The following is a 22,542-nucleotide window of genomic DNA, read 5'->3' as shown; positions in this document are numbered from 1 at the left end:
GGACATGATAATAGCGATAATGTGCCGTTTTTTACTAAATTGGATACATAGCATTTGAGTGAAAAGCAGAAAGGTGAACATATATGAATCATCTTGGACAAATAACGATAGAACTTTTTGTTGGTTTTTTTGTTTTATTAATTGCTACTAAAATATTAGGTAAAACACAAATATCGCAGCTAACACCTTTTGATTTTATTTCTGCCATTGTTCTCGGAGAATTGGTTGGAAATACTATATATGATCCGGAAATAAAAGTATGGTCTATTTTATATGCTGTACTTGTATGGGTAGTGTTAATTTATACAATAGAAGTAATAACACAAAAATTTAGAGGAACGAGAAGTTTTTTTGAAGGCTCTCCGTCAATCATTATCCGTAATGGATATATTGACCGGGAACAACTAAGTTCAAATCATTTGGATATTAACCAATTACAGCAAATGCTTAGGCAACAAAAAGATATATTTTCAATCCGAGAAGTTGAATATATGATATTGGAACCTAACGGAAACATAAGCGTTCTGAAAAAAAGTAAATACGAATCTCCTACTATAAATGATTTAAGTTTAAAACATAAGCCTGTATACTTACCGATTTCATTAATTAGTGATGGGAAAGTAGTGAAGGATAATTTGAGGGAAGCAGGTTTTGATGAAGGATGGCTTTATAAACAAATAAAGCAAAAAGGAATTACTAAATTTGAAGACGTATTATATGCAGAATGGAAAACAGACGATGGTTTCTTTTGTCAGGAAATGCAGCGGTAGAGAATAGGCGATGTATGTAATGTTTGTTTCTAAGTTATCTTTTACATATCAAAAAACTGAATCATTGTATACAATAAAACTAGATCAACAATTTGTATGGAGTGATAAAGATGGAAGCGTTTATTAGAAGTGATCAATATAATTTTATAAAATCACAAGCTTATATTTTAGCAAACGGGCATGCAACGGCAAATGATAGAGGAGTAATTCAAGCGTTAAAATCACTTGCAATTGAAAAGATAATACATGTATTTGAGAATGTAACGGATGAACAGAAAGAGTTAATTGATACGGTAGTAACGGTTAAAAATAGAGAAGATGCAGAAGCGTTTTTAATGAAAATAAATCCGTATGTAATTCCGTTCCAGGAAGTTACAGCACAAACGTTAAAAAAATTATTTCCTAAGGCGAAAAAATTAAAACTTCCTGATATGGAAGAACTGGATATGAAAGAAGTATCCTATTTAAGCTGGATTGATAAAGGATCCAGTAGGAAATTTATTATAGCGAAAAATGATAAAAATAAGTTTGTTGGTCTGCAAGGAACTTTTCAAAGTTTAAATAAAAAAAGCATTTGTTCATTATGTCATGGGCATGAAGAAGTAGGAATGTTTTTAGTGGAAATTAAAGGTGATATACCAGGAACTTTCGTTAAAAAGGGAAACTATATTTGCAAAGATGGTGTAGCTTGTAATCAGAATATGAAATCACTTGATAAATTGAACGATTTTATTGAACGATTGAAGAAATAAAAAAGGAACCTCTAGTATTTAAACTGGAGGTTTTTATTTTTTGAAGAAGTAATAATAGGCTTCTTTTGTAGCTGTAAATTTATAAAAAAAGTTGGGTCATTTATAATGAAATTAGATAAAAATATCTATTTGGATACAGTTGCTAATATGCAAGGAGGAAAAAGATGAATTACATTTCACCGAAAGAAGAAATGTTAAAAGCGAAACGGTGGCCTAAAGATACGATAGCGGCAGGTCGTGGTCATACCGTTGCTCTTAAATTGGATGGCACGGTAGTAGCAGTGGGGCGAAATAAAGAAGGAGAATGCAATGTAAGCAGCTGGTGTGATATTGAAGCAGTCGCAGCGGGTAATGTTCATATGGCGACGAACACGGGTAATGCACATACAATCGGTCTTGCATGTGACAGTACTGTGGTAGCTGTGGGTTGGAATAAGCATGACCAATGTAATGTACACGATTGGCATAATATTGTCTCGGTTGCGGCGGGATGGCGTCGTACTATTGGCCTTAAATTGGATGGTACGGTAGTGGCGGTGGGCCGAAATAAAGAAGGAGAATGCAATGTAAGTGGCTGGCGAGATATTGTGGCGGTTGCGGCGGGTGACTGGCATACAGTCGGTCTTAAATTGGACGGTACAGTGACGGCAGTGGGGAATAATCGATATGGCCAATGCAATATAAGCAGCTGGCGAGGTATTGTATCGGTCACAGCGGGTTATCTTCATACTGTTGGTCTTAAACGAGACGGTACGGTGACGGCAGTGGGGAATGGTAAACATAACCAGTGTGACGTGAGTGGTTGGAGGGGTATTGTAGCAATAGCAGCTGGTACGAATCATACAATCGGTCTTAAATCAGACGGAACGGTGGCGGCAGTAGGTTGGAATGAGTATGGCCAATGTAATGTAAGTGATTGGCGAGATATTGTAGCAATAGCGGCTGGTTGTGCACATACGGTCGGACTTAAATCAGACGGAACGGTGGTAGCGGTAGGTAATAATGAATTTGGCCAATGCGATGTAGGTAGCTGGAGCGGTATTCTCCTGCCGGGTAATTAGTTTTTTACGACTGGATGATTCAACCGTTTTATTCGTCTTAATATTTGTAGGGCAATCAAAATATTAAAATGCTAATAAATATCCAGTAATATTATTCTATTTCGGGAGTAAGTATGGAATAAGATATGTGGAATATAATAAACCTTAATTTTGCTGAATAAGATAAGAATCCTTTTCAAAATGGATTCTTATTTTTTTGTTAAATGAGGGTTTATATGACATTTTTGAACAAGTTTTATTTCACAGTTACAGTAGGAGACGTAGTTTAAAAGCATAAGAAGAGGTGAAGAAATGCTTAAAAGATTTTTGCTTTTTTTACCAAATTTTCTACTTGTATGTATCGTACTCTATATAACATATACAACTTCTTTAGTTTTGGACAGATGTTAGTAATTTCAATTGCAATTGGAATCATTGGTACTCTTGTTATAAGAATTTGTACGGATGTATTTATGTTCATCAAGTGGGCAATTAAACAAAGGAAATCTTGAATATGTTTAATAACTATTAGGAGAAGATGAAATGACAAATAAAAAGAATAGAGTGAAAAACGAAATAATAATTTGGACATTAACAGCGATTGGTTTTGTAATTGTATGGTACCTGTTTCAAAGATAAAAATGCATCGTACTTGTAAAGAAAGCACGATGCATTTTTATTATTTTTTTTGCCAATTTTCTTTAATAAAATCTTCACGACCAGATTCCTTTTGCTCAGTAGCATATTTCTCTGGGTTCTTTTTATAGAAATGTTGGTGGTATTCCTCTGCTTCGTAAAAAGGTGCAGCAGGACGAATTTCAGTCACGATTGGATCTTTAAACATACCGTTTTCTGCAAGAGCTTGTTTTGATTTTTCAGCAAGCGCTTTTTGTGTTTCGTTATGATAAAAAATAGCGGTACGATAAGATGGACCACGGTCAAAAAATTGTCCGCCATCATCAGTTGGATCGATTTGTGGCCAATATAAGTCTAGTAATTTCTGATAAGGAAAAATAGAAGGATCGAATGTAATTTGAACAACTTCTAAATGTCCAGATGTTCCAGCTTTTACTTGTTCATATGCTGGATTTTCTATATGACCTCCTGCATAGCCAGAAAGCACTTTATGAATACCTGGAAGTTCATCAAATGGTTTTACCATGCACCAAAAGCAACCGCCTGCGAAGGTTGCGAGTTCGTATGTTTTTTCGGACATTACTGTAATCCTCCTAAATGTATATGTTTTATATAGTATTATATAAATTGTTTTATTGCGCAATAAAAAAGATTTGAAAATATATGTTTTTTATAAACAAGATCCTCCGCTCACATCAATTAATTGTCCAGTAACCCAGCGGCTGTCTGGAGAAGCGAGAAATGCAGCAGTATCGGCAATGTCTTCTACTTCACCTAAGCGATTGAAAGCGGAAATAGTAGTAGCGTACTGCTTCATCATCGGGTCGCTCAAGAGTTCTGCATTCATATCTGTTTTAATAAATCCTGGAAGTATTGCATTCACCGTTATTCCTCGTGCTCCAAGCTGTTTTGCTAGCGTAAAAGTCATTGTATTAATAGCGCCTTTCGTCATACTATATGCAACGAAATCAGGTAAAGAAATGCGGGTCGCAGCGGATGAAATATTAATAATTCGGCTATTGTCACGTAAACGTGGCAGTGCTTGTTGAATGATAAAGAATGGTGCTTTTGCATTTACTGAAACAATTCTATCAAAAAATTGTTCAGTCGTTTCTTCAATAAAAGCACCAGGACCAATGCCGGCATTGTTTATTAAAATATCAAATTGTGTTTCACCAGTGCGCTTTTGTAATTCAGTATCTAAAGCGTTATAAAGGTTTTCTACACCGTGTAAGGATTCTAAATTTGCGCCGATAGAAAAAGCTTGGCCACCATTTGATCGAATTTCATGAACAGTTTCTTCAGCGTCATCTTTTCGATTACCGTAATGAACAGCAACCAATGCACCGTCATTTGCTAAACGTTTAGCAATAGCACGTCCAATTCCTCGGCTTGCTCCTGTAACTAACGCTACTTTTCCTTTTAACATATTATTCTCATCTCCCCATAAATTTTATATGTTTGTCAGTAGTTTTTCTTTATGTAGTAATGCGAACATACTTAAGTAATATATGAGTATGTGTAAGAAGTTCATTCCGATTTTGTTTTGAGAAAAGATAAATAGATTTCTAGTAAATAGAATGAATTTTATTTTTTTCTAAAAACATGTTGACAATGAAAAGAACCGCGTCCTATAATACGTGTAACAAATAAAAGTTAATTAAGAATTTTCTAACTTTATATGTTGTATATGCAAAGAAGAGGAAAGTAGATGATTATGATCGTTTCAGAGAGCTACTCCTAGGCTGTGAGAGTAGTAGCAATCGAATCATTGAAGATCACCTCGGAGCATCGCTTGCGAAAGGGAAACTGAGTAGAGGGCGGCGGCATCGTCTCCGGTAAAAGGACGGGGGTCTGATTGGACCTACAGAGCTTATATTTCGCGAGAAGTATAAGGAAGCTGAGTGGTAACGCGAAACTCTCGCCTCAGCAATCAAAGCTACTAAGTTGTAGTAGTTGATTGCTGAGGCGAGAGTTTTTCTTTTATAAAAATAGAATAAAAGAATGCGTGGAAGAGGAGAGTAAATGATATAGATTGTTTCAGAGAGCTGCCCCAAGGCTGTGAGGGTAGTAACAATCGAATCATTGAAGATCACCTCGGAGCACTACTTTTGAAAACTAGTAAAAAGTAGCGGAATTGTTTCCGATAGAAAAACAAAAGTCTAATTGGACTTGCAAAGCTTATATTTCGTGAGAAGTGTAAGGAAGCTGAGTGGTACCACGATTCCCTCGTCTCAGCAATGGATTGCTACAAGTATGTACGTAATCGATTGTTGAGATGAGTATATTTTTAAGGTTTATATACTGAATATTCTGTTAAAATACTCATCTCAGCAATCGATGTAGAAATAGATTGCAAAAATAGAGAGAAAAAAAGAGGAGCGATGTGAGATGGGTAACCAGTACATTTATATGAATGGGGAATTTGTAGAAAAAGAAAAGGCAGTTGTTTCAGTATATGATCACGGTTTTTTATATGGAGACGGTGTATTTGAAGGGATTCGTAGTTACGGAGGAAATGTATTTTGTCTAAAAGAACATGTGAAACGATTATATGAATCGGCGAAATCTATTTTACTGACGATTCCAATGCCGGTAGAAGAAATGGAAGAAGCCGTTTTACAGACACTTCAAAAAAATGAATACGCTGATGCCTACATTAGATTAATTGTTTCAAGAGGAAAAGGGGATTTAGGGCTTGACCCGAGGAGTTGCGTGAAACCGAGCGTAATTATTATTGCAGAACAATTAAAGTTATTCCCTCAGGAATTTTATGATAATGGACTAAGCGTTGTATCTGTAGCATCAAGACGTAATACGCCAGATGCATTAGATCCACGTATTAAGTCAATGAACTATTTAAATAATGTACTTGTAAAAATTGAAGCAGCGCAAGCAGGCGTACTCGAGGCGCTTATGCTTAACCAACAAGGATATGTTTGTGAAGGGTCTGGAGATAATGTTTTCATTGTGAAAGATGGAAAAGTGCTAACACCTCCTTCGTATTTAGGGGCGCTAGAAGGTATTACGAGAAATAGTGTTATCGAGTTATGTGAGCGTCTTAATATCTCGTGTGAGGAAAGGCCATTTACTCGCCATGACGTATATGTAGCAGATGAAGTGTTTTTAACAGGAACGGCAGCAGAGTTAATTCCAGTTGTAAAAGTTGATTCTAGAGAAATTGGAGATGGGAAACCAGGAAGTGTAACGAAACGATTAACTGAAGAGTTTAAAAAATTGACGAGAGAAAGAGGAGTACGTGTTCCAGGACTGGCGGAAAGTTTAGCGTAGAAAGGGAGAGGAGTTAATCGAAATGGAGGAACAGTATACAACATGTGAGAAATTACAGTGCGAAGAAGTGACAGGTGCCGGACACGTTATTCAATGCTTGAAAAAATTAGGTGTAACGACTGTTTTCGGTTATCCGGGCGGAGCGATTTTGCCAGTATACGATGCGTTATATGGAAGTGGATTGAAGCACGTTTTAACTCGTCATGAGCAAGCTGCCATTCATGCGGCTGAAGGGTATGCGAGAGCTTCTGGAAAGGTCGGGGTAGTCTTTGCTACCTCTGGGCCAGGAGCGACGAATTTAGTTACGGGCTTAGCAGATGCTTATATGGATTCGATTCCTTTAGTTGTTATTACAGGGCAAGTTGCAAAATCTCTCATCGGAAAAGACGGATTTCAAGAAGCAGATGTTGTCGGGATTACAGTACCTGTTACGAAGCATAATTACCAAGTTCGTGATGTGAATCATTTATCACGTACTGTACAAGAAGCTTTTTACATCGCCGAAAGCGGGCGACCAGGACCAGTATTAATTGATATTCCAAAAGATGTTCAAAATGAAAAGGTAACAAGTTGTTATAATGAAGTAATTGAGATTCCAGGATACAAAATAGAGCCTATGCCAGACAGTAGGAAGCTTAGAGAAGTGGCTAAAGAAATTTCAAAAGCTAAACGCCCACTTCTATATATTGGAGGAGGCGTCATTCATTCAGGTGGATCTGAAGAACTCATCAAGTTTGCGAGGGAGAACCGTATTCCTGTCGTTTCCACTTTAATGGGACTTGGTGCATATCCGCCGGGAGATTCATTATTTTTAGGAATGCTCGGCATGCATGGAACGTATGCTGCAAACATGGCAGTCACTGAATGTGATCTACTACTTGCTTTAGGTGTTCGCTTTGATGATCGTGTAACAGGAAAATTAGAACTCTTTTCTCCGCATTCGAAAAAGGTACATATTGATATAGATCCTTCGGAGTTCCATAAAAATGTAACTGTGGAATATCCGATTGTTGGAGATGTGAAAAAAGCGTTACACATGTTGTTGCATATGCCAATTCGTACACAAACAAATGAATGGCTTACGAAAATAGAGGAATGGAAGGAGGAATATCCTCTTTCCTACAATCAAAAAGAAGGTGAGTTAAAACCACAGCATGTTATTAGTCTAGTAAGTGAATTAACGAACGGTGAAGCGATTGTTACGACAGAAGTAGGACAGCATCAAATGTGGGCTGCACATTTTTATAAAGCGAAAAACCCACGGACTTTTCTAACATCTGGCGGACTAGGAACGATGGGGTTTGGTTTCCCGGCGGCAGTTGGTGCTCAGCTTGCGAAAGAAGAAGAACTCGTCATTTGTATTGCAGGCGATGCTTCTTTTCAAATGAACATTCAAGAATTACAAACAATTGCTGAAAATAACATCCCTGTAAAAGTATTTATTATAAATAACAAATTTTTAGGGATGGTAAGGCAATGGCAAGAAATGTTTTATGAAAATCGTTTGTCAGAATCAAAAATTGGATCGCCAGACTTTGTGAAAGTCGCAGAAGCTTATGGAGTGAAAGGATTAAGAGCGAAAAATTCAACCGAGGCGAAACAAGTGATGTTAGAAGCATTTGCTCATGAAGGTCCTGTCGTAGTTGATTTTTGTGTAGAAGAAGGTGAAAACGTATTTCCGATGGTTCCGCCAAACAAAGGGAATAATGAAATGATGATGAAGAGGTGGGAAGAATGAGTCATACTTTTTCACTAGTTATCCATAACGACCCAAACGTCTTATTACGCATAAGTGGAATTTTTGCTCGGCGTGGTTATTATATTTCTTCATTAAATTTAAATGAAAATGAAATGGAGTTAACAACAGTTTGTACAGAACAAGAAGCAACATTACTCATCAGTCAGCTGAAAAAATTAATCAATGTACTACAAGTAAACAAATTATAAGGAGTGTATGGAATATGAAAACGTATTATGAGCAAGATGCAAAAGTAGAGTTATTACAAGGGAAGACAGTTGCGGTAGTCGGATATGGATCTCAAGGTCATGCCCAAGCACAAAATTTACGTGATTCTGGTGTGGAAGTTGTAGTTGGTGTTCGTCCTGGTAAGTCATATGAAGTAGCGAAAGCTGATGGGTTTGAAGTAATGTCCGTTTCAGAAGCGGTTCGAACCGCACAAGTTGTACAAATGTTATTGCCGGATGAACAACAAGCACATGTTTATAAAACAGAAGTAGAAGAGAATCTTCGTGAAGGACAAATGTTACTTTTCTCACATGGATTTAATATTCACTTCGGACAAATTAATCCGCCAAGTTACGTAGACGTAGCGATGGTGGCACCAAAAAGCCCAGGTCATCTCGTTCGCCGTGTATTCCAAGAAGGAAATGGTGTTCCGGCATTAGTTGCAGTGCATCAAGATGCAACCGGCACGGCATTACATGTAGCTCTTGCATATGCAAAAGGTGTAGGTTGTACACGTGCAGGTGTAATTGAAACGACATTCCAGGAAGAAACAGAGACAGACTTATTCGGTGAGCAAGCTGTGCTTTGCGGCGGAGTAACTGCACTTGTAAAAGCTGGTTTTGAAACGTTAACGGAAGGCGGATATCGTCCTGAAATTGCATACTTTGAATGTTTGCATGAATTAAAGTTAATTGTTGATTTAATGTACGAAGGTGGATTAACGAACATGCGCCATTCTATTTCAGATACGGCAGAGTTTGGAGATTATGTAACAGGATCAAGAATTGTTACAGATGAAACGAAGAAAGAGATGAAACGAGTACTTACAGAAATTCAGCAAGGTGAATTCGCGAAAAAATGGATTTTAGAAAACCAAGCAGGTCGTCCAACATACAACGCGATGAAAAAAGCAGAACAAAATCATCAGTTAGAAAAAGTAGGAACAGAGCTTCGTGAAATGATGAGCTGGATTAAGGAACCAGAAAAGAAAACGTTAGTAAAGAAATAGATTAAGAGAATATAAGTGAAAAATACGTAAGAGGGGATTTGACAAGATGAGAAGCGACATGATTAAAAAAGGTTTTGATAAAGCGCCACATCGTAGTTTATTAAAAGCAACTGGTTTGAAAGATGAGGATTTTGATAAGCCGTTTATTGCGATTTGTAATTCTTTTATTGAAATTATTCCAGGGCATAAGCACTTGAACGAGTTTGGGAAACTTGTAAAAGAAGCCGTACGTGCAGCAGGTATGGTACCATTCGAATTCAATACAATTGGAGTAGACGATGGTATTGCGATGGGACATATCGGTATGCGTTATTCGCTTCCGAGTCGTGAAATTATTGCAGATTCAGTAGAAACGGTTGTAAATGCACATTGGTTTGACGGCATGATTTGTATCCCAAACTGTGACAAAATTACACCAGGTATGATGATGGCATCTCTTCGTATTAACATTCCGACTGTGTTTGTTTCAGGTGGACCGATGGCAGCTGGGAAAACATCTAAGGGGGAAGTTGTTGACCTTAGTTCTGTTTTTGAAGGGGTAGGAGCTTATCAATCTGGGAAAATTTCAGAAGAAGAATTAAAAGATATTGAAGATCATGGCTGTCCATCTTGTGGCTCTTGTTCCGGCATGTTTACAGCGAACTCTATGAACTGTTTATGTGAAGTATTAGGTTTAGCCCTTCCTGGAAACGGTAGTATTTTAGCAATTGATCCAAGACGTGAAGAGTTAATTAAACAAGCAGCAGAGAAACTGAAAATTTTAATTGAAAGAGATATTAAGCCGCGTGATATTGTAACAGAAGAAGCAATTGACGATGCTTTTGCACTTGATATGGCGATGGGTGGATCAACGAATACAGTATTACACACGCTAGCACTCGCACAAGAGGCAGGGCTAGATTATGATATGAGCCGTATTGATGCTGTTTCAAGACGTGTACCGCATTTATGTAAAGTAAGTCCAGCTTCTAACTGGCATATGGAAGATATTGATCGAGCGGGCGGAATTAGTGCAATCTTGAAAGAGATGAGCAGAAAAGAAGGGGTACTTCATTTAGACCGTATTACGGCTACTGGGCAAACATTAAGAGAAAACATTGCTCATGCAGAGATTAAAGATAAGGAAGTGATTCATTCTCTTGAAAACCCTCATAGTGAAGAGGGGGGCTTACGTATTTTAAAAGGAAATCTAGCGAAAGATGGAGCGGTTATTAAAAGCGGGGCAACCGAAGTAAAACGATTTGAAGGACCTTGCGTTATTTTTAATTCACAAGATGAGGCATTGGCTGGCATTATGCTTGGGAAAGTGAAAAAAGGAGATGTAGTTGTCATTCGTTATGAAGGGCCAAGAGGCGGACCGGGTATGCCTGAAATGTTAGCACCAACATCAGCAATCGCTGGAATGGGATTAGGTGCTGAGGTTGCATTATTAACGGACGGACGTTTCTCTGGAGCTTCACGTGGCATTTCGGTAGGGCATATTTCACCAGAAGCAGCTGCGGGTGGAACAATCGCACTACTTGAACAAGGGGATATTGTATGTATTGATGTTGAGGAACGCTTGCTAGAAGTAAGAGTGAGTGATGAGGAATTAGAAAAACGTAAAAAAGAATGGAAACGACCAGAACCGAAAGTGAAAACGGGCTGGCTTGGACGATATTCTCAGATGGTAACATCGGCGAATACAGGTGCAGTTTTAAAGGTGCCGAATTTTGATTGAGTCAAAATAAAAGAGATAAGGATGATAGAAAATGGTGCAAAATGTGAAGGAGAGAGTGAAGATTGAAGATATCCTTATGGCTCATAACTGTATGAAGGATATCGTCATGAAAACGCCCTTGCAACGTGATAAGGTTTTATCTGAAAAATACGAATGTGAGGTGTATATTAAACGAGAAGATTTGCAAGTAATTCGGTCTTTCAAAATTCGCGGTGCATACAATTTAATTCAAAGTTTGTCGAAAGAACAATTACAAAATGGTGTTGTTTGTGCAAGTGCTGGCAATCACGCACAAGGAGTTGCGTATACGTGTAATTTATTAAATATTCCATCGAAAATCTTTATGCCAACAACGACACCAAAACAGAAAGTATCACAAGTTCAATTTTTTGGTGGTAGCTTTGCAGAAATCATGTTAGTTGGTGATACATTTGATGGTGCTTTTCAAGAAGCGCAGCGCTATTGTGAGGAAAATAGGATGACATTTGTGCATCCGTTTGATGATCCGTATGTAATTGCAGGGCAAGGAACAGTAGCTGTTGAAATTATGCACGATATGGATAAGGCAGTTGATTATCTCTTTACAGCAATTGGCGGCGGTGGGTTAGCATCGGGTGTAGGTACATATGTGAAAGGTGTTAGTCCAGCTACAAAGGTAATTGGTGTAGAGCCGATGGGGGCTGCATCTATGAAAGAGGCTTTCCTTCAAAACGAAAATGTAGCATTAGAGAAAATAGATAGTTTTGTTGATGGAGCAGCTGTCAAAAAAGTAGGGAAGTTAACATTTGAAACTTGTAAAGATGTCATTGATGACATTGTTTTAGTACCAGAGGGAAAGGTTTGTACGACGATTTTAGAACTGTATAAGAAAAATGCAATTGTAGCTGAACCGGCTGGTGCACTCTCTATTGCAGCACTTGATTTATACAGGGATGAAATAAAAGGTAAAACAGTTGTATGTACGCTAAGTGGTGGAAATAATGATATTGATAGAATGCAAGAAATGAAAGAACGTTCTCTCATTTACGAAGGGTTAAAGCATTATTTCATCATTGAATTTCCGCAGCGTTCAGGTGCGCTAAGAGAATTTCTTGATAAAGGATTAGGACCAGAAGATGACATTACGCGCTTTGAGTATATTAAGAAACATAATAAAGAAAATGGTCCAGCGCTGGTCGGGGTAGAATTAAAACATAAAGAAGATTATGAGCAATTAATTACTCGTTTTAAAGAAAATAATATTCAATTTGTGGAGCTTAATAAAAATCCTGTTTTGTTTGATTTGCTTATTTAGTAAAAAAAATAAAAAAAGATAGATACAAGCAAGGAAAATGCTACTTGTTCTATCTTTTTATAGTTAAACGAAATACTCTCCAAATTCATGAAGGAGAAAGCTAGTTAACCAAAAATATATCGCGATACGAATGATTATGTACAATGAAAATTCAAAGGGAGAAAGTTTTCTTTCTCCCTTTATTTTTTTAGTAGTCTAACAGAAAAAAGGAGCATAAAAGCAGGATTGCTATAAATATTCTAAAAACGTTTTCTAACAAGTCTTTCAGTATGTCTATCAACTATTCTGTAGTATTTGTTACAGAGAAATAGATTTCGTGCTGTTTAGTTACGTGTGTTTATTATTTTTCCAGTACTATCAATTTCTACATCAGTTGAAACCGTTTGTAAATATTGTAGAGCTTTTTTCTTTTCTTCTTCATTTACTGGGGAAACTTGGTTATTACGAATGATGTAAGGGTTAAATGACATTTGGACATCCTTTCCTTTAAAAGTTAAAGTTAAGACGCCAGTTTCTGCACTTTTTCCATTCACATAACTCGGGAACAAAAAGTTACCTAATGAGTAAGCAATAGGAACTTTATTATAATACTCAAACCCTTGTAACCAATGCGGGTGACTTCCGACAATAGCGTCAGCACCTGCTTCAACCATTTTAGGTACATATTGTTTTTGGTATTCTACTGGACGATTTGATTTTTCAACGCCCCAATGCATATAGACGATTAAATAGTCTGCATCTTGTTTTTGCTCCTTAATTGTTTTAGTTACAAGATTTAAATCATATCCGTTCGCAACGCCAGGTTTATTGTCACCAGCTACCCAATTAGAATCAGGCATAAATCGAACGAAGGAAAGAAATTTGAACTTTTTCCCTTTTACGGTCATTTCTCGTGCAGTATATGCATCTTTTGCATTTTTTCCGGCCCCAATGTAAGGGAACTTTAATTTTTCTACGTGAGAGATAGTGTCTAATAATCCATCTTGCCCATAATCAAGTGTATGGTTATTCCCAATATTTACGATGTCATATCCAGTGTTTTTAATGGCTTGTAGTGTAGATGGATCACTTTTAATCCAAAACAATTGCCCAGGTGCTTTCTTTTCTCTCGTTGTAAAGGCCGACTCTAAATTAACAAAGGAAATATCTGCTTTTGTTATTTCTTCTTTTACATGTTGGAATGGATAATCAACCCCGTTTTTTTCGATAATAGGACGTAATTGCCAATCGAACATTGTATCACCAGAGAAAGTGAGTGTAATTTCCGGGTCTTCTATTTTCTTTTTGCTTTTTGTAACTGTTTTACTAGATTTGCTTTGCAAATCGGGTTTGTCTTTCGCTTTTGAAATAAAAGAGTAGTTGATTAATACAACAATTGGTGTAATACAAAAGGCTATTAACAGAAATCGTTTTAGTAAAGTTTTCATATATACCTTCCTTTTGAGTTTATCCCGTTATTGAAAACTTCCGCATTTAGATTAAAATGAATCCACTAAAGGTAGTTATTGAAATATGTATAGTTACAAAAAAACGGGTTATAGTAGTGAAATTCATTTGTTAATATTCTCAATATTAAGTTAACATATAGATAACTTGTAAATCAATGTATAAACCAAAATATAGAAATAAAGAATTCGAAAGGTGAAGAATGAGAAATGGTTATATTAGGGGCAGTTGTAAATGGCATTTGTATTATATTCGGTACTTTACTTGGTAAATTATTTAGTAAGATTCCAGAAAGTATGAAGGGAACAATTATGCATGCAATCGGTTTAGCGGTAACTGTACTTGGCCTTCAAATGGCATTAAAAAGTGAAAACTTTCTTGTTGTGATTCTAAGTTTAGTTATTGGTACTGTAATTGGGGAATGGTTACAATTAGAAGAAAAGTTAAAACTGTTAGGAGATTGGTTAGAAAATAAAGTTGGATCGAAGGGGAAAGGGAGTATATCAGAAGGGTTTGTAACAGCGACGCTTATTTTTGCAATTGGCGCGATGGGGATACTTGGTGCATTGGACAGTGGAATTCGCGAAAATCATAATATTTTATTCACAAAGGCGATTATCGATGGATTCATTTCGATTATATTAACGACAACTCTAGGAATCGGCGTAGTATTTTCAGCGATTCCAGTTATTTTATATGAAGGTGCTATTGCCATTTTTGCAACACAGATTAATAGTTTTGTCCCGAAAGAATTAATGAATCAATTTATAGTGGAAATGACAGCTACGGGCGGCATTATGATATTCGCCATTGGATTAAACTTACTTGGATTTATTAAAATTAAAGTAGCGAATTTACTTCCAGGTATATTGGTAGTTGGAATAATTGTTTCAATTATTTATGGTTACGGTTTGTTAGTAAAGTAGTTGAGGATGGAGATACATATGGGGGAATTCCAATTTACAAAACGTGTTCATAAAATACTGGAGATTGCGGCAAAAGAGACTAAATATAATATAATTCAACCAGTTCATCTTTTTATCGGCATGTGTAAAGAAGGTACAGGAGTGTGCGCAGAGTTATATATGTATTTGTTTCGTAAAGTTGGCACGGATTTTTTAGAAGAACTTTCTTTACAAGAACAATATGAAATAGAGTACATAAAAATAGAACAATATAAATTAGCTAATAAAACGCTAGAAATTTTGCAAATAGCGAAGAAACGTATGGAACGTTTTCAGCAAGTATTAATAAATGAAGGACATGTAATATATGCATTATTTCGTTTAGGTACAGTGAGTGAAAAAGTTATAAACAAAGAATTACAAAAAGATGTGTTACGTATTATAGCTGAACCAAGAGATTTAGCGGTTGATTTAAAATACTTTGATCCCATTTATAATAAATTATTTTGTAATGTTAGAAGAGCTAGCTCTTCTGATTTTGAAACATTAGTACGTTTTGTTACGGGGGAATTTGGTGAACGCTGGTTACAGTCGATAGATTATGGATTTCGGACATATAAAGAAAAGGTACCTATTTATATTGCAAAGCAGGGCGAAGCGATAGTAGGTTTCGCTTGTTATGATGTAGTCAGGGGAAAGAAAGGACTATTTGGTCCGATGGGGACAGCGAAACGAAATCGTGTGAAAGGTGTAGGGAAAGAATTGTTGCATCATTGTTTATATAATATGAAGCAAGACGGATATGAATATGCAATTATTGGACAAGCAGGTCCGATTGAGTTTTATGAGAGAAGTTGCAATGCTCGTTTAATACCGCTAGAAGATAATTGGCCAACTCCATATAGGGGAGTTGGTTTTATTATGAGAAAAATGTGGAATTTACATGGTTTTTGCTAGGAAATAGCGGCTTTTGTAATGAATATTACGTCTAAATCAAATTACTAAACTTTTTACAAGAAAAGGTGTAGAATGGGTATCGAATGAAAGAAGGTGTGAAAATGGCCAGCTGGAAACGAAATTTAATGATTTGTTGGCTAGGTTGTTTTACCACTGCAGCCGGTATGAGTTTAGTAATTCCTTTTTTATCTTTTTATATTGAGGAGTTAGGAGTGACTGGCACTTCGAGTATTGCACAGTGGTCGGGACTTGCATTTGGTGTAACATTTTTAATGGGTGCGATTGTATCACCAATATGGGGAAAGCTTGGTGATATACATGGACGGAAATTGATGCTTATACGTGCTAGCCTTGGTATGGCGGTTATTATGACGCTTATGGGGTTTGTAACGGATGTGTATCAACTAGTCGCACTTAGATTTTTGATGGGAGCAGTATCTGGTTTCCTTTCAACCGCAATGACATTTATTGCAGCAGAAACTCCGAAAGAGCATTCAGGTTGGGCAATTTCCACAATTTCAACCGGGGGCGTGAGCGGCTCATTACTCGGACCATTACTAGGCGGTTATTTGTCTGAGTTAATTGGAATGCGTCATGTCTTTCTTGTTACAGGAGCTTTCTTATTCCTTTCCTTCCTCATCGTCTTTTTCTTCCTACATGAAGAAAATCACTCTGCTCAAGCAAAAAAGGTACAGCAAAAAAAAGTATGGACGATGGTCCCAGCAAAGCATGTAATTATTAGTTTATTTGTAACAACATTTATTATTCAACTTGCCAATATGTCAATTCAACCTATTATTACATTGTACGTAAAGAATTTGGAAGGACCAGGAACAGATCATATCGAAATGATTGCAGGGGCAGTTATGTCTGCGACAGGATTAGCAGTTATTTTGGCAGCGCCTAAATTAGGAAGATTATCAGATCATATCGGTCCTCAAAAAACATTAGTAGTAGCATTGTTTGCTGCAGGGATTATCTTTATCCCGCAAGCATTTGTAACCTCAGCTTGGCAACTATTAATTCTTCGATTTTTATTAGGTATCGCACAAGCAGGATTATTACCTTCCGTACAAACTCTACTAAAACAACATACGCCAACCCATGTAACGGGACGAATATTTGGATATAATCAGTCGTTTCAGTTTTTAGGAAATATGATTGGTCCAGTGCTTGGGGGGCAAATTGCAGCTCATGCAGGCTTCCAATATGTTTTCTTCTCTACATCATCACTATTATTTATTGCATGCATTTGGGTTTATTTTCATAATAAGAACGAAGAGGTATCAGAGAAACAACATTTGGAAGTTAGTTAACTAAGTGAATGAAATAGAAAAAAGGATGAAGCAATGAATGCTTCATCCTTTTTCTTTAAAATTGAAGGCAAAGATAACTTAATGTACCAAGCTCGTAACTACGGTGAATGACTTTTCCGTCACTTTCACCACTGCCCATAGCGATAAATAAAGGAACAAAATGTTCTGCTCTTGGTACTGCTAATTGTGCATGAGGCGCATTTTTCTCCCAATTAAACAATGCATCTTTATCGTTATTCTGCATATGTTTCATAATCCAATCATCAAATTCAATTGCCCATTTTTCAGGTGTAGTTTGATTCCATTTCAGTGCTCGTAAATTATGAACGGTAACGCCACTCCCGATTACTAAAATATCTTCTTGTCCAAGTCCTTTAAGTGCTTCTCCAATTTCAAATTGTTCTTTTGCAGAAAGGAATGGATTTACTGATATTTGCACGACAGGAATATTTGCTTCTGGATACATGCGGTGCAGGAGTGTCCATGAACCATGATCTAAACCTCTCGTCATATTATGATGGACTGAAATACCTTTGTTCTTAAATTTTGTTTCTAACATAGATGCAATGCTAGAAGAGCCTTTCGCACGATATTTGATTTCGTATAACTCAGGGGGAAAACCTCCAAAATCATAAATTGTTTCGTACTCGTTATCTGATGAGGAAATCGTTAATACTTCACTTTCCCAGTGAGCAGTGAAAATAACAATTGCTTTCGGTTTATATGTTTCTCCAAGTGTTTTTAAAAATCGTGTATAGTCTGTATCTTGAATAGCAAGCATTGGTGAACCATGTGCTAAAAATAGTGATGGCATCATAATAGAAACCTCCTAAAAATATAATAATTACTTTATGTAAGTAACTATATAATTTTATTGGTTATTCGTCAACATAATAGTTTGATAGCTAATCGGAAAAGTACAGTATTTGTCATAATGAAAGCAATTGCATATAATACATAATAAGAATAATGAACGGATATTCATTATTTTGAGATACATAATAGAGTTGGGGGCTGACGAAATGAACGTACAGGAAAGTTTCGTTACGGCATTGGATGGATCGGAAATTTATTTGCGTAAGTGGTTACCAGAAGGAGATCCGAGAGGAATTATTCAAATTGCACATGGCATGACAGAGCATGCAGGGGTGTATATAGAATTTGTAGATGCTTTATTGGAAGCAGGGTATGGTGTTTATGCGCATGATCATAAAGGACATGGGAAAACAGTAAAAAAAGAAGAAGATTATGGTCATTTTGAACCAAATATAGGGTGGAATCAAGTTGTATCGGATGTTATCTTTGTTTCAGAAAGGATAAAAGAAGAGCAGTCAAGTCCTTTGTTTTTACTAGGACATAGTATGGGTTCTTTTTTATCAAGACGTGCTGTACAACTTAGGGGTGAACTATATGATGGATTTCTGATTTCAGGAACAGGTGGAAATCCAGGGCTTTTAGGGGCTATTGGTCATAAAGTAGCAACAATCGAAATGAAATTGCGTGGGGCAAAAACGAAAAGTCCAGTGCTAAACTTTTTATCTTTCGGAAACTTCAATTCGAACTTTAAGCCAAATCGTACGAAATTTGATTGGTTATCTTCAGATATAAATCAAGTTGATAAATATATCGCGGATCCGTTATGTGGATTCATTTGTACGACGAGTTTTTATAGGGAACTATTTTCTGGTGTATTAGAAGTAAATAAACTAGAAGAATACAAGAAGACGCCAAAACATCTTCCAATACATATATTCTCTGGTGATCGTGATCCTGTTGGAGATATGGGAAAAGGTGTAAAAGAAGTTTATGAAAACTATAAAAAATGTGGTGTGAAAGATGTTACACTACGTTTATATGAAAATGGAAGACATGAAATGTTCCATGAAGTGAATAGAGATGAAGTGTTTAAAGATTTAATTTCTTGGTTAGATGCGCATAATAAATGAGAATGAAAGCTAAGCCCAAACTGTTTGTAGTTCGGGCTTATATTTATAGATAGTACGGATAGTCGCTAATGGAGTTTGCGTAGCGGCTTTATATATTTGAAGATCGATTGAATGCCTATATAAGTTTTATATATAAATTTAGTGAGGAGATGAGTATATGAAATTTGGAATTATTGGGCCATCAGAAGATGAAATTATGCCTTTTATTGAAGATATGTCTAATAAAAAAATAACGAATCTTGCGATGTTAACGTTTCATAGTGGGACATATGAAAATGTAGAAGTTGTTGCATTATATTGTGGTGTATGTAAAGTTAATGCAGCTATTGCAGCTCAAATATTAATAGATAAGTTTAATGTGACGCATATTATTGTAACAGGTGTTGCAGGAGCAATCGATAAAGTGTTGAAAATTGGAGATACAGTCATTTCAACAGAAATAGCGTATCACGACGTGGATGAAGGAATATTAACTGAATATCATCCATGGATGGAAAGTGTATATTTTAAAACGGATAGTAAACTTCTTGAATTAAGCCGAGCAGTAATCGAGAACAATCAATTTACTCAAAATGTTTATTTCGGAAAGATAGTTACTGGAGAGGCTTTTATAAGTGAGAGTGGCCGTACAGAAATAATTTCTACATACAACCCACTTTGTGTAGATATGGAAACAGCAAGTATAGCTCACGTTTGTTATGCCAATACGATTCCATTTATAGCAGTTAGATCTATAACAGATACAGAAGAAGCGTCTGGTATTGAAGCATTTGAAGATAATTGTGTTTCGGCTTCACATCATTCCATTCATTTTGTTAAAAAGTTACTAGAATCGTTGTAAAAGACGTAGCTCTACTTTGAGAAAAAGCGAGCACTGAACTATAAGGAGCACGTGTAATACTGCTCTGTAGTTGAGTGTTCGCTTTTATTTTATGAACTAAATGCGTGGAGATGTAAGTATTGCAGCGAGGGATAGTAAAGATATTTATAGAATAATTGTAAAATATCATATTTTACTATGGAATGTGAAAATAGAACTACAAGTAATAAAAGAGAGGATAAATAAACTATGCGAATACGAGAAGCTGCATTAGCAGAAGCAGATGAATTAAGTGAACTCGCACTACATTCAAAAGCAACGTGGAATTATAGTGAAGAATTCATACTTTCTTGTAAGGCAGATTTAACAATTACAGAAGAGTACATAAAATATAATTTTGTATATGTTTTAGAAAAAAATAATATGAAGATTGGATTTTTCTCATTTTTACGTAATGAAAATACTCTCGATTTTTTATACATTCATCCCCGCTACAAAGGAAAAGGTTACGGGAAAATACTTTGGAAGTTTGTAATAGAAAAAGCAAATGAATTAGGAATAAAAAGGTTTACGATTGATAGTGATCCGAATGCAAAAGGCTATTACTTGAAAATGGGAGCAAAGCTAATTGGAGAGACACCATCAACAGTATGTAAGAATCGATTTTTACCTCTTTTGCAATATGATGTGTAAAACTATTAATGTCAGGGGAAGATGAGAGTGGATAATGTGAAGACAAAACAAATATATGAAATGTTAAAAAAATCGTGGTCGATTGAAACAAGTTCAAAGTGGACGAGCGAAAATCCGGCAAAGGGACAATGTGGTGTAACAGCTCTAGTCGTTCAAGAAATATACGGAGGGAAAATTAAAAAGACGAAAGTAGGAGAGGTGTGGCACTTTTATAACTGTATAGATGGGAAGGTGTTTGATTTTACAGAGACGCAATTTAATGAAAAATTGAAGTATATGGGGGTGGAATCAAATCGTGAAGAAGCATTTGCAGATACAGATGAAAAGCAATATGGCATTTTGAAGGAAAAGATAACGAAAGAATTAAAATTATCTTTTGACTCTTAATCTTTAATAAGTTACTATAATGGTGGTAACTTATTAAAGGGAACTTCATAGAGTTGAAAGGGGAAATACTTTTGAAAACAACTTATGTAAACGCTACAATTGCAACGATGAATGAAAAAAATGAAGTGTTAGAAAATGGATATATCATTGTAGAAAATGATCAAATTATAGAAGTAAATAGCGGAGAATTCGCTAACGATTTTGAAGTAGATGAAGTAATTGACATGAAAGGGAAGTGGGTTTTACCAGGGCTTGTAAATACACATACACATGTTGTTATGAGTCTTTTGAGAGGTATTGGCGATGATATGTTATTACAGCCATGGCTTGAGACGAGAATTTGGCCACTTGAAAGTCAGTTTACTCCAGAGCTTGCGGTCGCTAGTACGGAATTAGGATTACTTGAAATGGTGAAAAGTGGTACGACATCATTCTCTGATATGTTTAATCCAATTGGAGTAGATCAAGATGCAATTATGGAAACGGTATCAAGGAGTGGGATGCGCGCTGCTGTTTCAAGAACTTTATTTAGCTTTGGAACGAAAGAAGATGAAAAGAAAGCAATTGAAGAAGCCGAGAAATATGTGAAGCGTTATTATAACGAAAGTGGAATGTTAACTACGATGGTTGCACCGCATAGTCCATATACATGTTCCACAGAACTGTTAGAAGAGTGCGCACGTATTGCAGTAGAAAATCAAACTATGGTTCATATTCACCTTTCGGAAACAGAGCGTGAAGTACGTGATATTGAAGCGCAGTACGGAAAACGTCCGGTAGAATATGCAGCCAGTTGCGGACTGTTTAAACGCCCAACAGTTATTGCGCATGGTGTAGTATTAAATGAAAATGAGCGTGCATTTTTAGCAGAACATGATGTTCGAGTAGCTCATAATCCGAATAGTAATTTAAAACTAGGTTCTGGTATAGCGAATGTGAAAGCGATGCTAGAAGCAGGAATTAAAGTAGGGATTGCAACAGATAGTGTTGCGTCTAATAATAATTTAGATATGTTTGAAGAAATGCGCATTGCAACTTTATTACAAAAAGGTATTCATCAAGACGCAACAGCATTGCCAGTAGAAACTGCTCTTTCTCTAGCGACAAAAGGAGCTGCAGAAGTAATTGGTATGAAACAAACTGGATCACTTGAGGTTGGAAAGTGTGCTGATTTTATTACGATTGATCCGTCTAATAAACCGCATTTACAACCAGCTGATGAAGTGTTATCACACCTTGTATATGCAGCTAGTGGAAAAGATATAAGTGATGTAATTATTAACGGAAAACGTGTCGTTTGGAATGGTGAATGTAAAACGTTAGATGAAGAGCGTATTATATTTGAAGCAAGTCGTTATAAACGAGGTTTACAAAGATAGGTATGTGCAAGTTGTTTGAAAAAGCTGTCCTTTTTTAATGGAGTGAACCCTGAGAATGAGACGATAAAAAACACCTCTCTAAATCGTAAGTATCAGTTATGATTTTAGTGGAGGTGTTTTTCGTATGGGGAAAAAGGTGCATTATCCCGCCGAAATAAAGTGGAAAGTAGTTGAAATGAAACACCAAGGATTCAAAAATAAAGAAATTATGGATG

General features: G+C 36.3%; 20 protein-coding genes, 3 pseudogenes and 2 other annotated features. Of the genes and pseudogenes, 18 read left to right on the top strand and 5 right to left on the bottom strand.

What is annotated here, in order from left to right; all coding sequences use genetic code 11:
• Nucleotides 1–83: 83 nt before the first annotated feature.
• From JDS95_RS05995 to JDS95_RS05980, 4 genes and pseudogenes are all read left to right on the top strand, one after another.
• Nucleotides 84–770 (top strand): DUF421 domain-containing protein, encoded by a 687-nt coding sequence (locus JDS95_RS05995; RefSeq protein ID WP_001015969.1) that lies wholly within the window; start codon nucleotides 84–86, stop codon nucleotides 768–770.
• Nucleotides 771–880: 110 nt separating this feature from the next.
• On the top strand, nucleotides 881–1,522 hold the full coding sequence (locus tag JDS95_RS05990) for a FusB/FusC family EF-G-binding protein (protein ID WP_000387083.1): 642 nt from the start codon (nucleotides 881–883) through the stop codon (nucleotides 1,520–1,522).
• A gap of 164 nt (nucleotides 1,523–1,686) precedes the next feature.
• A complete protein-coding gene (locus tag JDS95_RS05985; protein WP_001106793.1) occupies nucleotides 1,687–2,583 on the top strand; it encodes an RCC1 domain-containing protein in 897 nt (298 codons plus the stop codon).
• 291 nt (nucleotides 2,584–2,874) lie between these two features.
• A pseudogene (locus JDS95_RS05980) lies at nucleotides 2,875–3,074 on the top strand (hypothetical protein).
• Nucleotides 3,075–3,241: 167 nt separating this feature from the next.
• On the opposite strand, the gene msrA reads toward JDS95_RS05980, so the two are convergent.
• Complete coding sequence (gene msrA / locus JDS95_RS05975) at nucleotides 3,242–3,778, bottom strand: peptide-methionine (S)-S-oxide reductase MsrA (RefSeq protein ID WP_001291855.1); 537 nt, start codon at nucleotides 3,776–3,778, stop codon at nucleotides 3,242–3,244.
• 90 nt (nucleotides 3,779–3,868) lie between these two features.
• The gene (locus tag JDS95_RS05970; protein ID WP_000911813.1) at nucleotides 3,869–4,627 is read right to left on the bottom strand and encodes an SDR family oxidoreductase; all 759 of its coding nucleotides are present in this window, start codon (nucleotides 4,625–4,627) and stop codon (nucleotides 3,869–3,871) included.
• 257 nt (nucleotides 4,628–4,884) lie between these two features.
• Nucleotides 4,885–5,130 (top strand) — a binding site (T-box leader).
• 68 nt (nucleotides 5,131–5,198) lie between these two features.
• Nucleotides 5,199–5,438 (top strand) — a binding site (T-box leader).
• A gap of 151 nt (nucleotides 5,439–5,589) precedes the next feature.
• On the opposite strand from JDS95_RS05970, the gene ilvE reads away from it, so the two are divergent.
• From ilvE to ilvA, 6 genes are read left to right on the top strand one after another with little or no spacing between them, the layout of a single operon-like run.
• Nucleotides 5,590–6,489, top strand: coding sequence for a branched-chain-amino-acid transaminase (gene ilvE / locus JDS95_RS05965; protein WP_000528146.1), 900 nt, complete (start codon nucleotides 5,590–5,592; stop codon nucleotides 6,487–6,489).
• A 22-nt stretch (nucleotides 6,490–6,511) separates the two neighbouring features.
• Entirely contained in the window at nucleotides 6,512–8,227 is a 1,716-nt protein-coding gene (gene ilvB / locus JDS95_RS05960; RefSeq protein ID WP_085449937.1) for an acetolactate synthase large subunit, read from the top strand.
• Nucleotides 8,224–8,436, top strand: coding sequence for an ACT domain-containing protein (locus JDS95_RS05955; RefSeq protein WP_000019908.1), 213 nt, complete (start codon nucleotides 8,224–8,226; stop codon nucleotides 8,434–8,436). The genes ilvB and JDS95_RS05955 overlap by 4 nt, the downstream gene beginning before the upstream one ends.
• A 14-nt stretch (nucleotides 8,437–8,450) precedes the next feature.
• The gene (gene ilvC, locus JDS95_RS05950) at nucleotides 8,451–9,464 is read left to right on the top strand and encodes a ketol-acid reductoisomerase (protein WP_000861155.1); all 1,014 of its coding nucleotides are present in this window, start codon (nucleotides 8,451–8,453) and stop codon (nucleotides 9,462–9,464) included.
• A 46-nt stretch (nucleotides 9,465–9,510) separates the two neighbouring features.
• Nucleotides 9,511–11,184, top strand: coding sequence for a dihydroxy-acid dehydratase (gene ilvD / locus JDS95_RS05945; protein WP_001255831.1), 1,674 nt, complete (start codon nucleotides 9,511–9,513; stop codon nucleotides 11,182–11,184).
• Nucleotides 11,185–11,215: 31 nt separating this feature from the next.
• The gene (gene ilvA / locus JDS95_RS05940) at nucleotides 11,216–12,478 is read left to right on the top strand and encodes a threonine ammonia-lyase IlvA (protein ID WP_000250553.1); all 1,263 of its coding nucleotides are present in this window, start codon (nucleotides 11,216–11,218) and stop codon (nucleotides 12,476–12,478) included.
• 63 nt (nucleotides 12,479–12,541) lie between these two features.
• Here ilvA and JDS95_RS31055 read toward each other — a convergent pair.
• Together JDS95_RS31055 and JDS95_RS05935 are read right to left on the bottom strand one after the other, a co-directional pair.
• Nucleotides 12,542–12,749, bottom strand: a pseudogene (locus tag JDS95_RS31055) (hypothetical protein).
• 52 nt (nucleotides 12,750–12,801) lie between these two features.
• Nucleotides 12,802–13,905: a CapA family protein gene (locus tag JDS95_RS05935; RefSeq protein ID WP_000854524.1), complete on the bottom strand. Its 1,104-nt coding sequence runs from the start codon at nucleotides 13,903–13,905 to the stop codon at nucleotides 12,802–12,804.
• Between the two features lie 228 nt (nucleotides 13,906–14,133).
• On the opposite strand from JDS95_RS05935, the gene JDS95_RS05930 reads away from it, so the two are divergent.
• From JDS95_RS05930 to JDS95_RS05920, 3 genes and pseudogenes are all read left to right on the top strand, one after another.
• On the top strand, nucleotides 14,134–14,850 hold the full coding sequence (locus JDS95_RS05930) for a DUF554 domain-containing protein (RefSeq protein ID WP_000236014.1): 717 nt from the start codon (nucleotides 14,134–14,136) through the stop codon (nucleotides 14,848–14,850).
• An 18-nt stretch (nucleotides 14,851–14,868) separates the two neighbouring features.
• Nucleotides 14,869–15,717: pseudogene (locus JDS95_RS05925) on the top strand (GNAT family N-acetyltransferase); the annotation flags it as partial.
• 170 nt (nucleotides 15,718–15,887) lie between these two features.
• Nucleotides 15,888–17,102, top strand: a complete 1,215-nt coding sequence (locus tag JDS95_RS05920) for a multidrug efflux MFS transporter (protein ID WP_016108160.1) — start codon at nucleotides 15,888–15,890, stop codon at nucleotides 17,100–17,102.
• Nucleotides 17,103–17,157: 55 nt separating this feature from the next.
• Here the strand turns inward: JDS95_RS05920 and JDS95_RS05915 are convergent, their stop codons facing one another.
• Nucleotides 17,158–17,919 carry a DODA-type extradiol aromatic ring-opening family dioxygenase gene (locus tag JDS95_RS05915; RefSeq protein ID WP_000982911.1) on the bottom strand — a complete coding sequence of 254 codons (762 nt, stop codon included), beginning with the start codon at nucleotides 17,917–17,919 and terminating at the stop codon, nucleotides 17,158–17,160.
• A 205-nt stretch (nucleotides 17,920–18,124) separates the two neighbouring features.
• On the opposite strand from JDS95_RS05915, the gene JDS95_RS05910 reads away from it, so the two are divergent.
• The 5 genes from JDS95_RS05910 to JDS95_RS05890 all read left to right on the top strand — a co-directional run bounded on the left by JDS95_RS05910 (nucleotide 18,125) and on the right by JDS95_RS05890 (nucleotide 22,327).
• Nucleotides 18,125–19,048 carry an alpha/beta fold hydrolase gene (locus JDS95_RS05910; protein WP_001102577.1) on the top strand — a complete coding sequence of 308 codons (924 nt, stop codon included), beginning with the start codon at nucleotides 18,125–18,127 and terminating at the stop codon, nucleotides 19,046–19,048.
• A gap of 157 nt (nucleotides 19,049–19,205) precedes the next feature.
• A complete protein-coding gene (locus tag JDS95_RS05905) occupies nucleotides 19,206–19,889 on the top strand; it encodes a 5'-methylthioadenosine/adenosylhomocysteine nucleosidase (protein ID WP_016108163.1) in 684 nt (227 codons plus the stop codon).
• A gap of 228 nt (nucleotides 19,890–20,117) precedes the next feature.
• Complete coding sequence (locus tag JDS95_RS05900; RefSeq protein ID WP_001222631.1) at nucleotides 20,118–20,561, top strand: GNAT family N-acetyltransferase; 444 nt, start codon at nucleotides 20,118–20,120, stop codon at nucleotides 20,559–20,561.
• Nucleotides 20,562–20,588: 27 nt separating this feature from the next.
• Nucleotides 20,589–20,948, top strand: a complete 360-nt coding sequence (locus tag JDS95_RS05895) for a YunG family protein (RefSeq protein ID WP_000370955.1) — start codon at nucleotides 20,589–20,591, stop codon at nucleotides 20,946–20,948.
• 53 nt (nucleotides 20,949–21,001) lie between these two features.
• Nucleotides 21,002–22,327 carry a bifunctional S-methyl-5'-thioadenosine deaminase/S-adenosylhomocysteine deaminase gene (locus JDS95_RS05890; RefSeq protein WP_002043031.1) on the top strand — a complete coding sequence of 442 codons (1,326 nt, stop codon included), beginning with the start codon at nucleotides 21,002–21,004 and terminating at the stop codon, nucleotides 22,325–22,327.
• Nucleotides 22,328–22,542 lie beyond the last annotated feature (215 nt).

The sequence above is a fragment of the Bacillus cereus group sp. N24 genome, from assembly GCF_016483345.1.
Taxonomy (GTDB): domain Bacteria; phylum Bacillota; class Bacilli; order Bacillales; family Bacillaceae_G; genus Bacillus_A; species Bacillus_A toyonensis.
Note: the sequence above shows the minus strand (reverse complement) of the source record. Positions and strands in the feature narration are given on the sequence as shown.

Coding starts and splice junctions, on each gene's coding strand:
- JDS95_RS05995 (WP_001015969.1), top strand. CDS start 84: ATGAATCATCTTGGACAAATAACGATAGAACTTTTTGTTGGTTTTTTT.
- JDS95_RS05990 (WP_000387083.1), top strand. CDS start 881: ATGGAAGCGTTTATTAGAAGTGATCAATATAATTTTATAAAATCACAA.
- JDS95_RS05985 (WP_001106793.1), top strand. CDS start 1,687: ATGAATTACATTTCACCGAAAGAAGAAATGTTAAAAGCGAAACGGTGG.
- msrA (WP_001291855.1), bottom strand. CDS start 3,778: ATGTCCGAAAAAACATACGAACTCGCAACCTTCGCAGGCGGTTGCTTT.
- JDS95_RS05970 (WP_000911813.1), bottom strand. CDS start 4,627: ATGTTAAAAGGAAAAGTAGCGTTAGTTACAGGAGCAAGCCGAGGAATT.
- ilvE (WP_000528146.1), top strand. CDS start 5,590: ATGGGTAACCAGTACATTTATATGAATGGGGAATTTGTAGAAAAAGAA.
- ilvB (WP_085449937.1), top strand. CDS start 6,512: ATGGAGGAACAGTATACAACATGTGAGAAATTACAGTGCGAAGAAGTG.
- JDS95_RS05955 (WP_000019908.1), top strand. CDS start 8,224: ATGAGTCATACTTTTTCACTAGTTATCCATAACGACCCAAACGTCTTA.
- ilvC (WP_000861155.1), top strand. CDS start 8,451: ATGAAAACGTATTATGAGCAAGATGCAAAAGTAGAGTTATTACAAGGG.
- ilvD (WP_001255831.1), top strand. CDS start 9,511: ATGAGAAGCGACATGATTAAAAAAGGTTTTGATAAAGCGCCACATCGT.
- ilvA (WP_000250553.1), top strand. CDS start 11,216: ATGGTGCAAAATGTGAAGGAGAGAGTGAAGATTGAAGATATCCTTATG.
- JDS95_RS05935 (WP_000854524.1), bottom strand. CDS start 13,905: ATGAAAACTTTACTAAAACGATTTCTGTTAATAGCCTTTTGTATTACA.
- JDS95_RS05930 (WP_000236014.1), top strand. CDS start 14,134: ATGGTTATATTAGGGGCAGTTGTAAATGGCATTTGTATTATATTCGGT.
- JDS95_RS05920 (WP_016108160.1), top strand. CDS start 15,888: ATGGCCAGCTGGAAACGAAATTTAATGATTTGTTGGCTAGGTTGTTTT.
- JDS95_RS05915 (WP_000982911.1), bottom strand. CDS start 17,919: ATGATGCCATCACTATTTTTAGCACATGGTTCACCAATGCTTGCTATT.
- JDS95_RS05910 (WP_001102577.1), top strand. CDS start 18,125: ATGAACGTACAGGAAAGTTTCGTTACGGCATTGGATGGATCGGAAATT.
- JDS95_RS05905 (WP_016108163.1), top strand. CDS start 19,206: ATGAAATTTGGAATTATTGGGCCATCAGAAGATGAAATTATGCCTTTT.
- JDS95_RS05900 (WP_001222631.1), top strand. CDS start 20,118: ATGCGAATACGAGAAGCTGCATTAGCAGAAGCAGATGAATTAAGTGAA.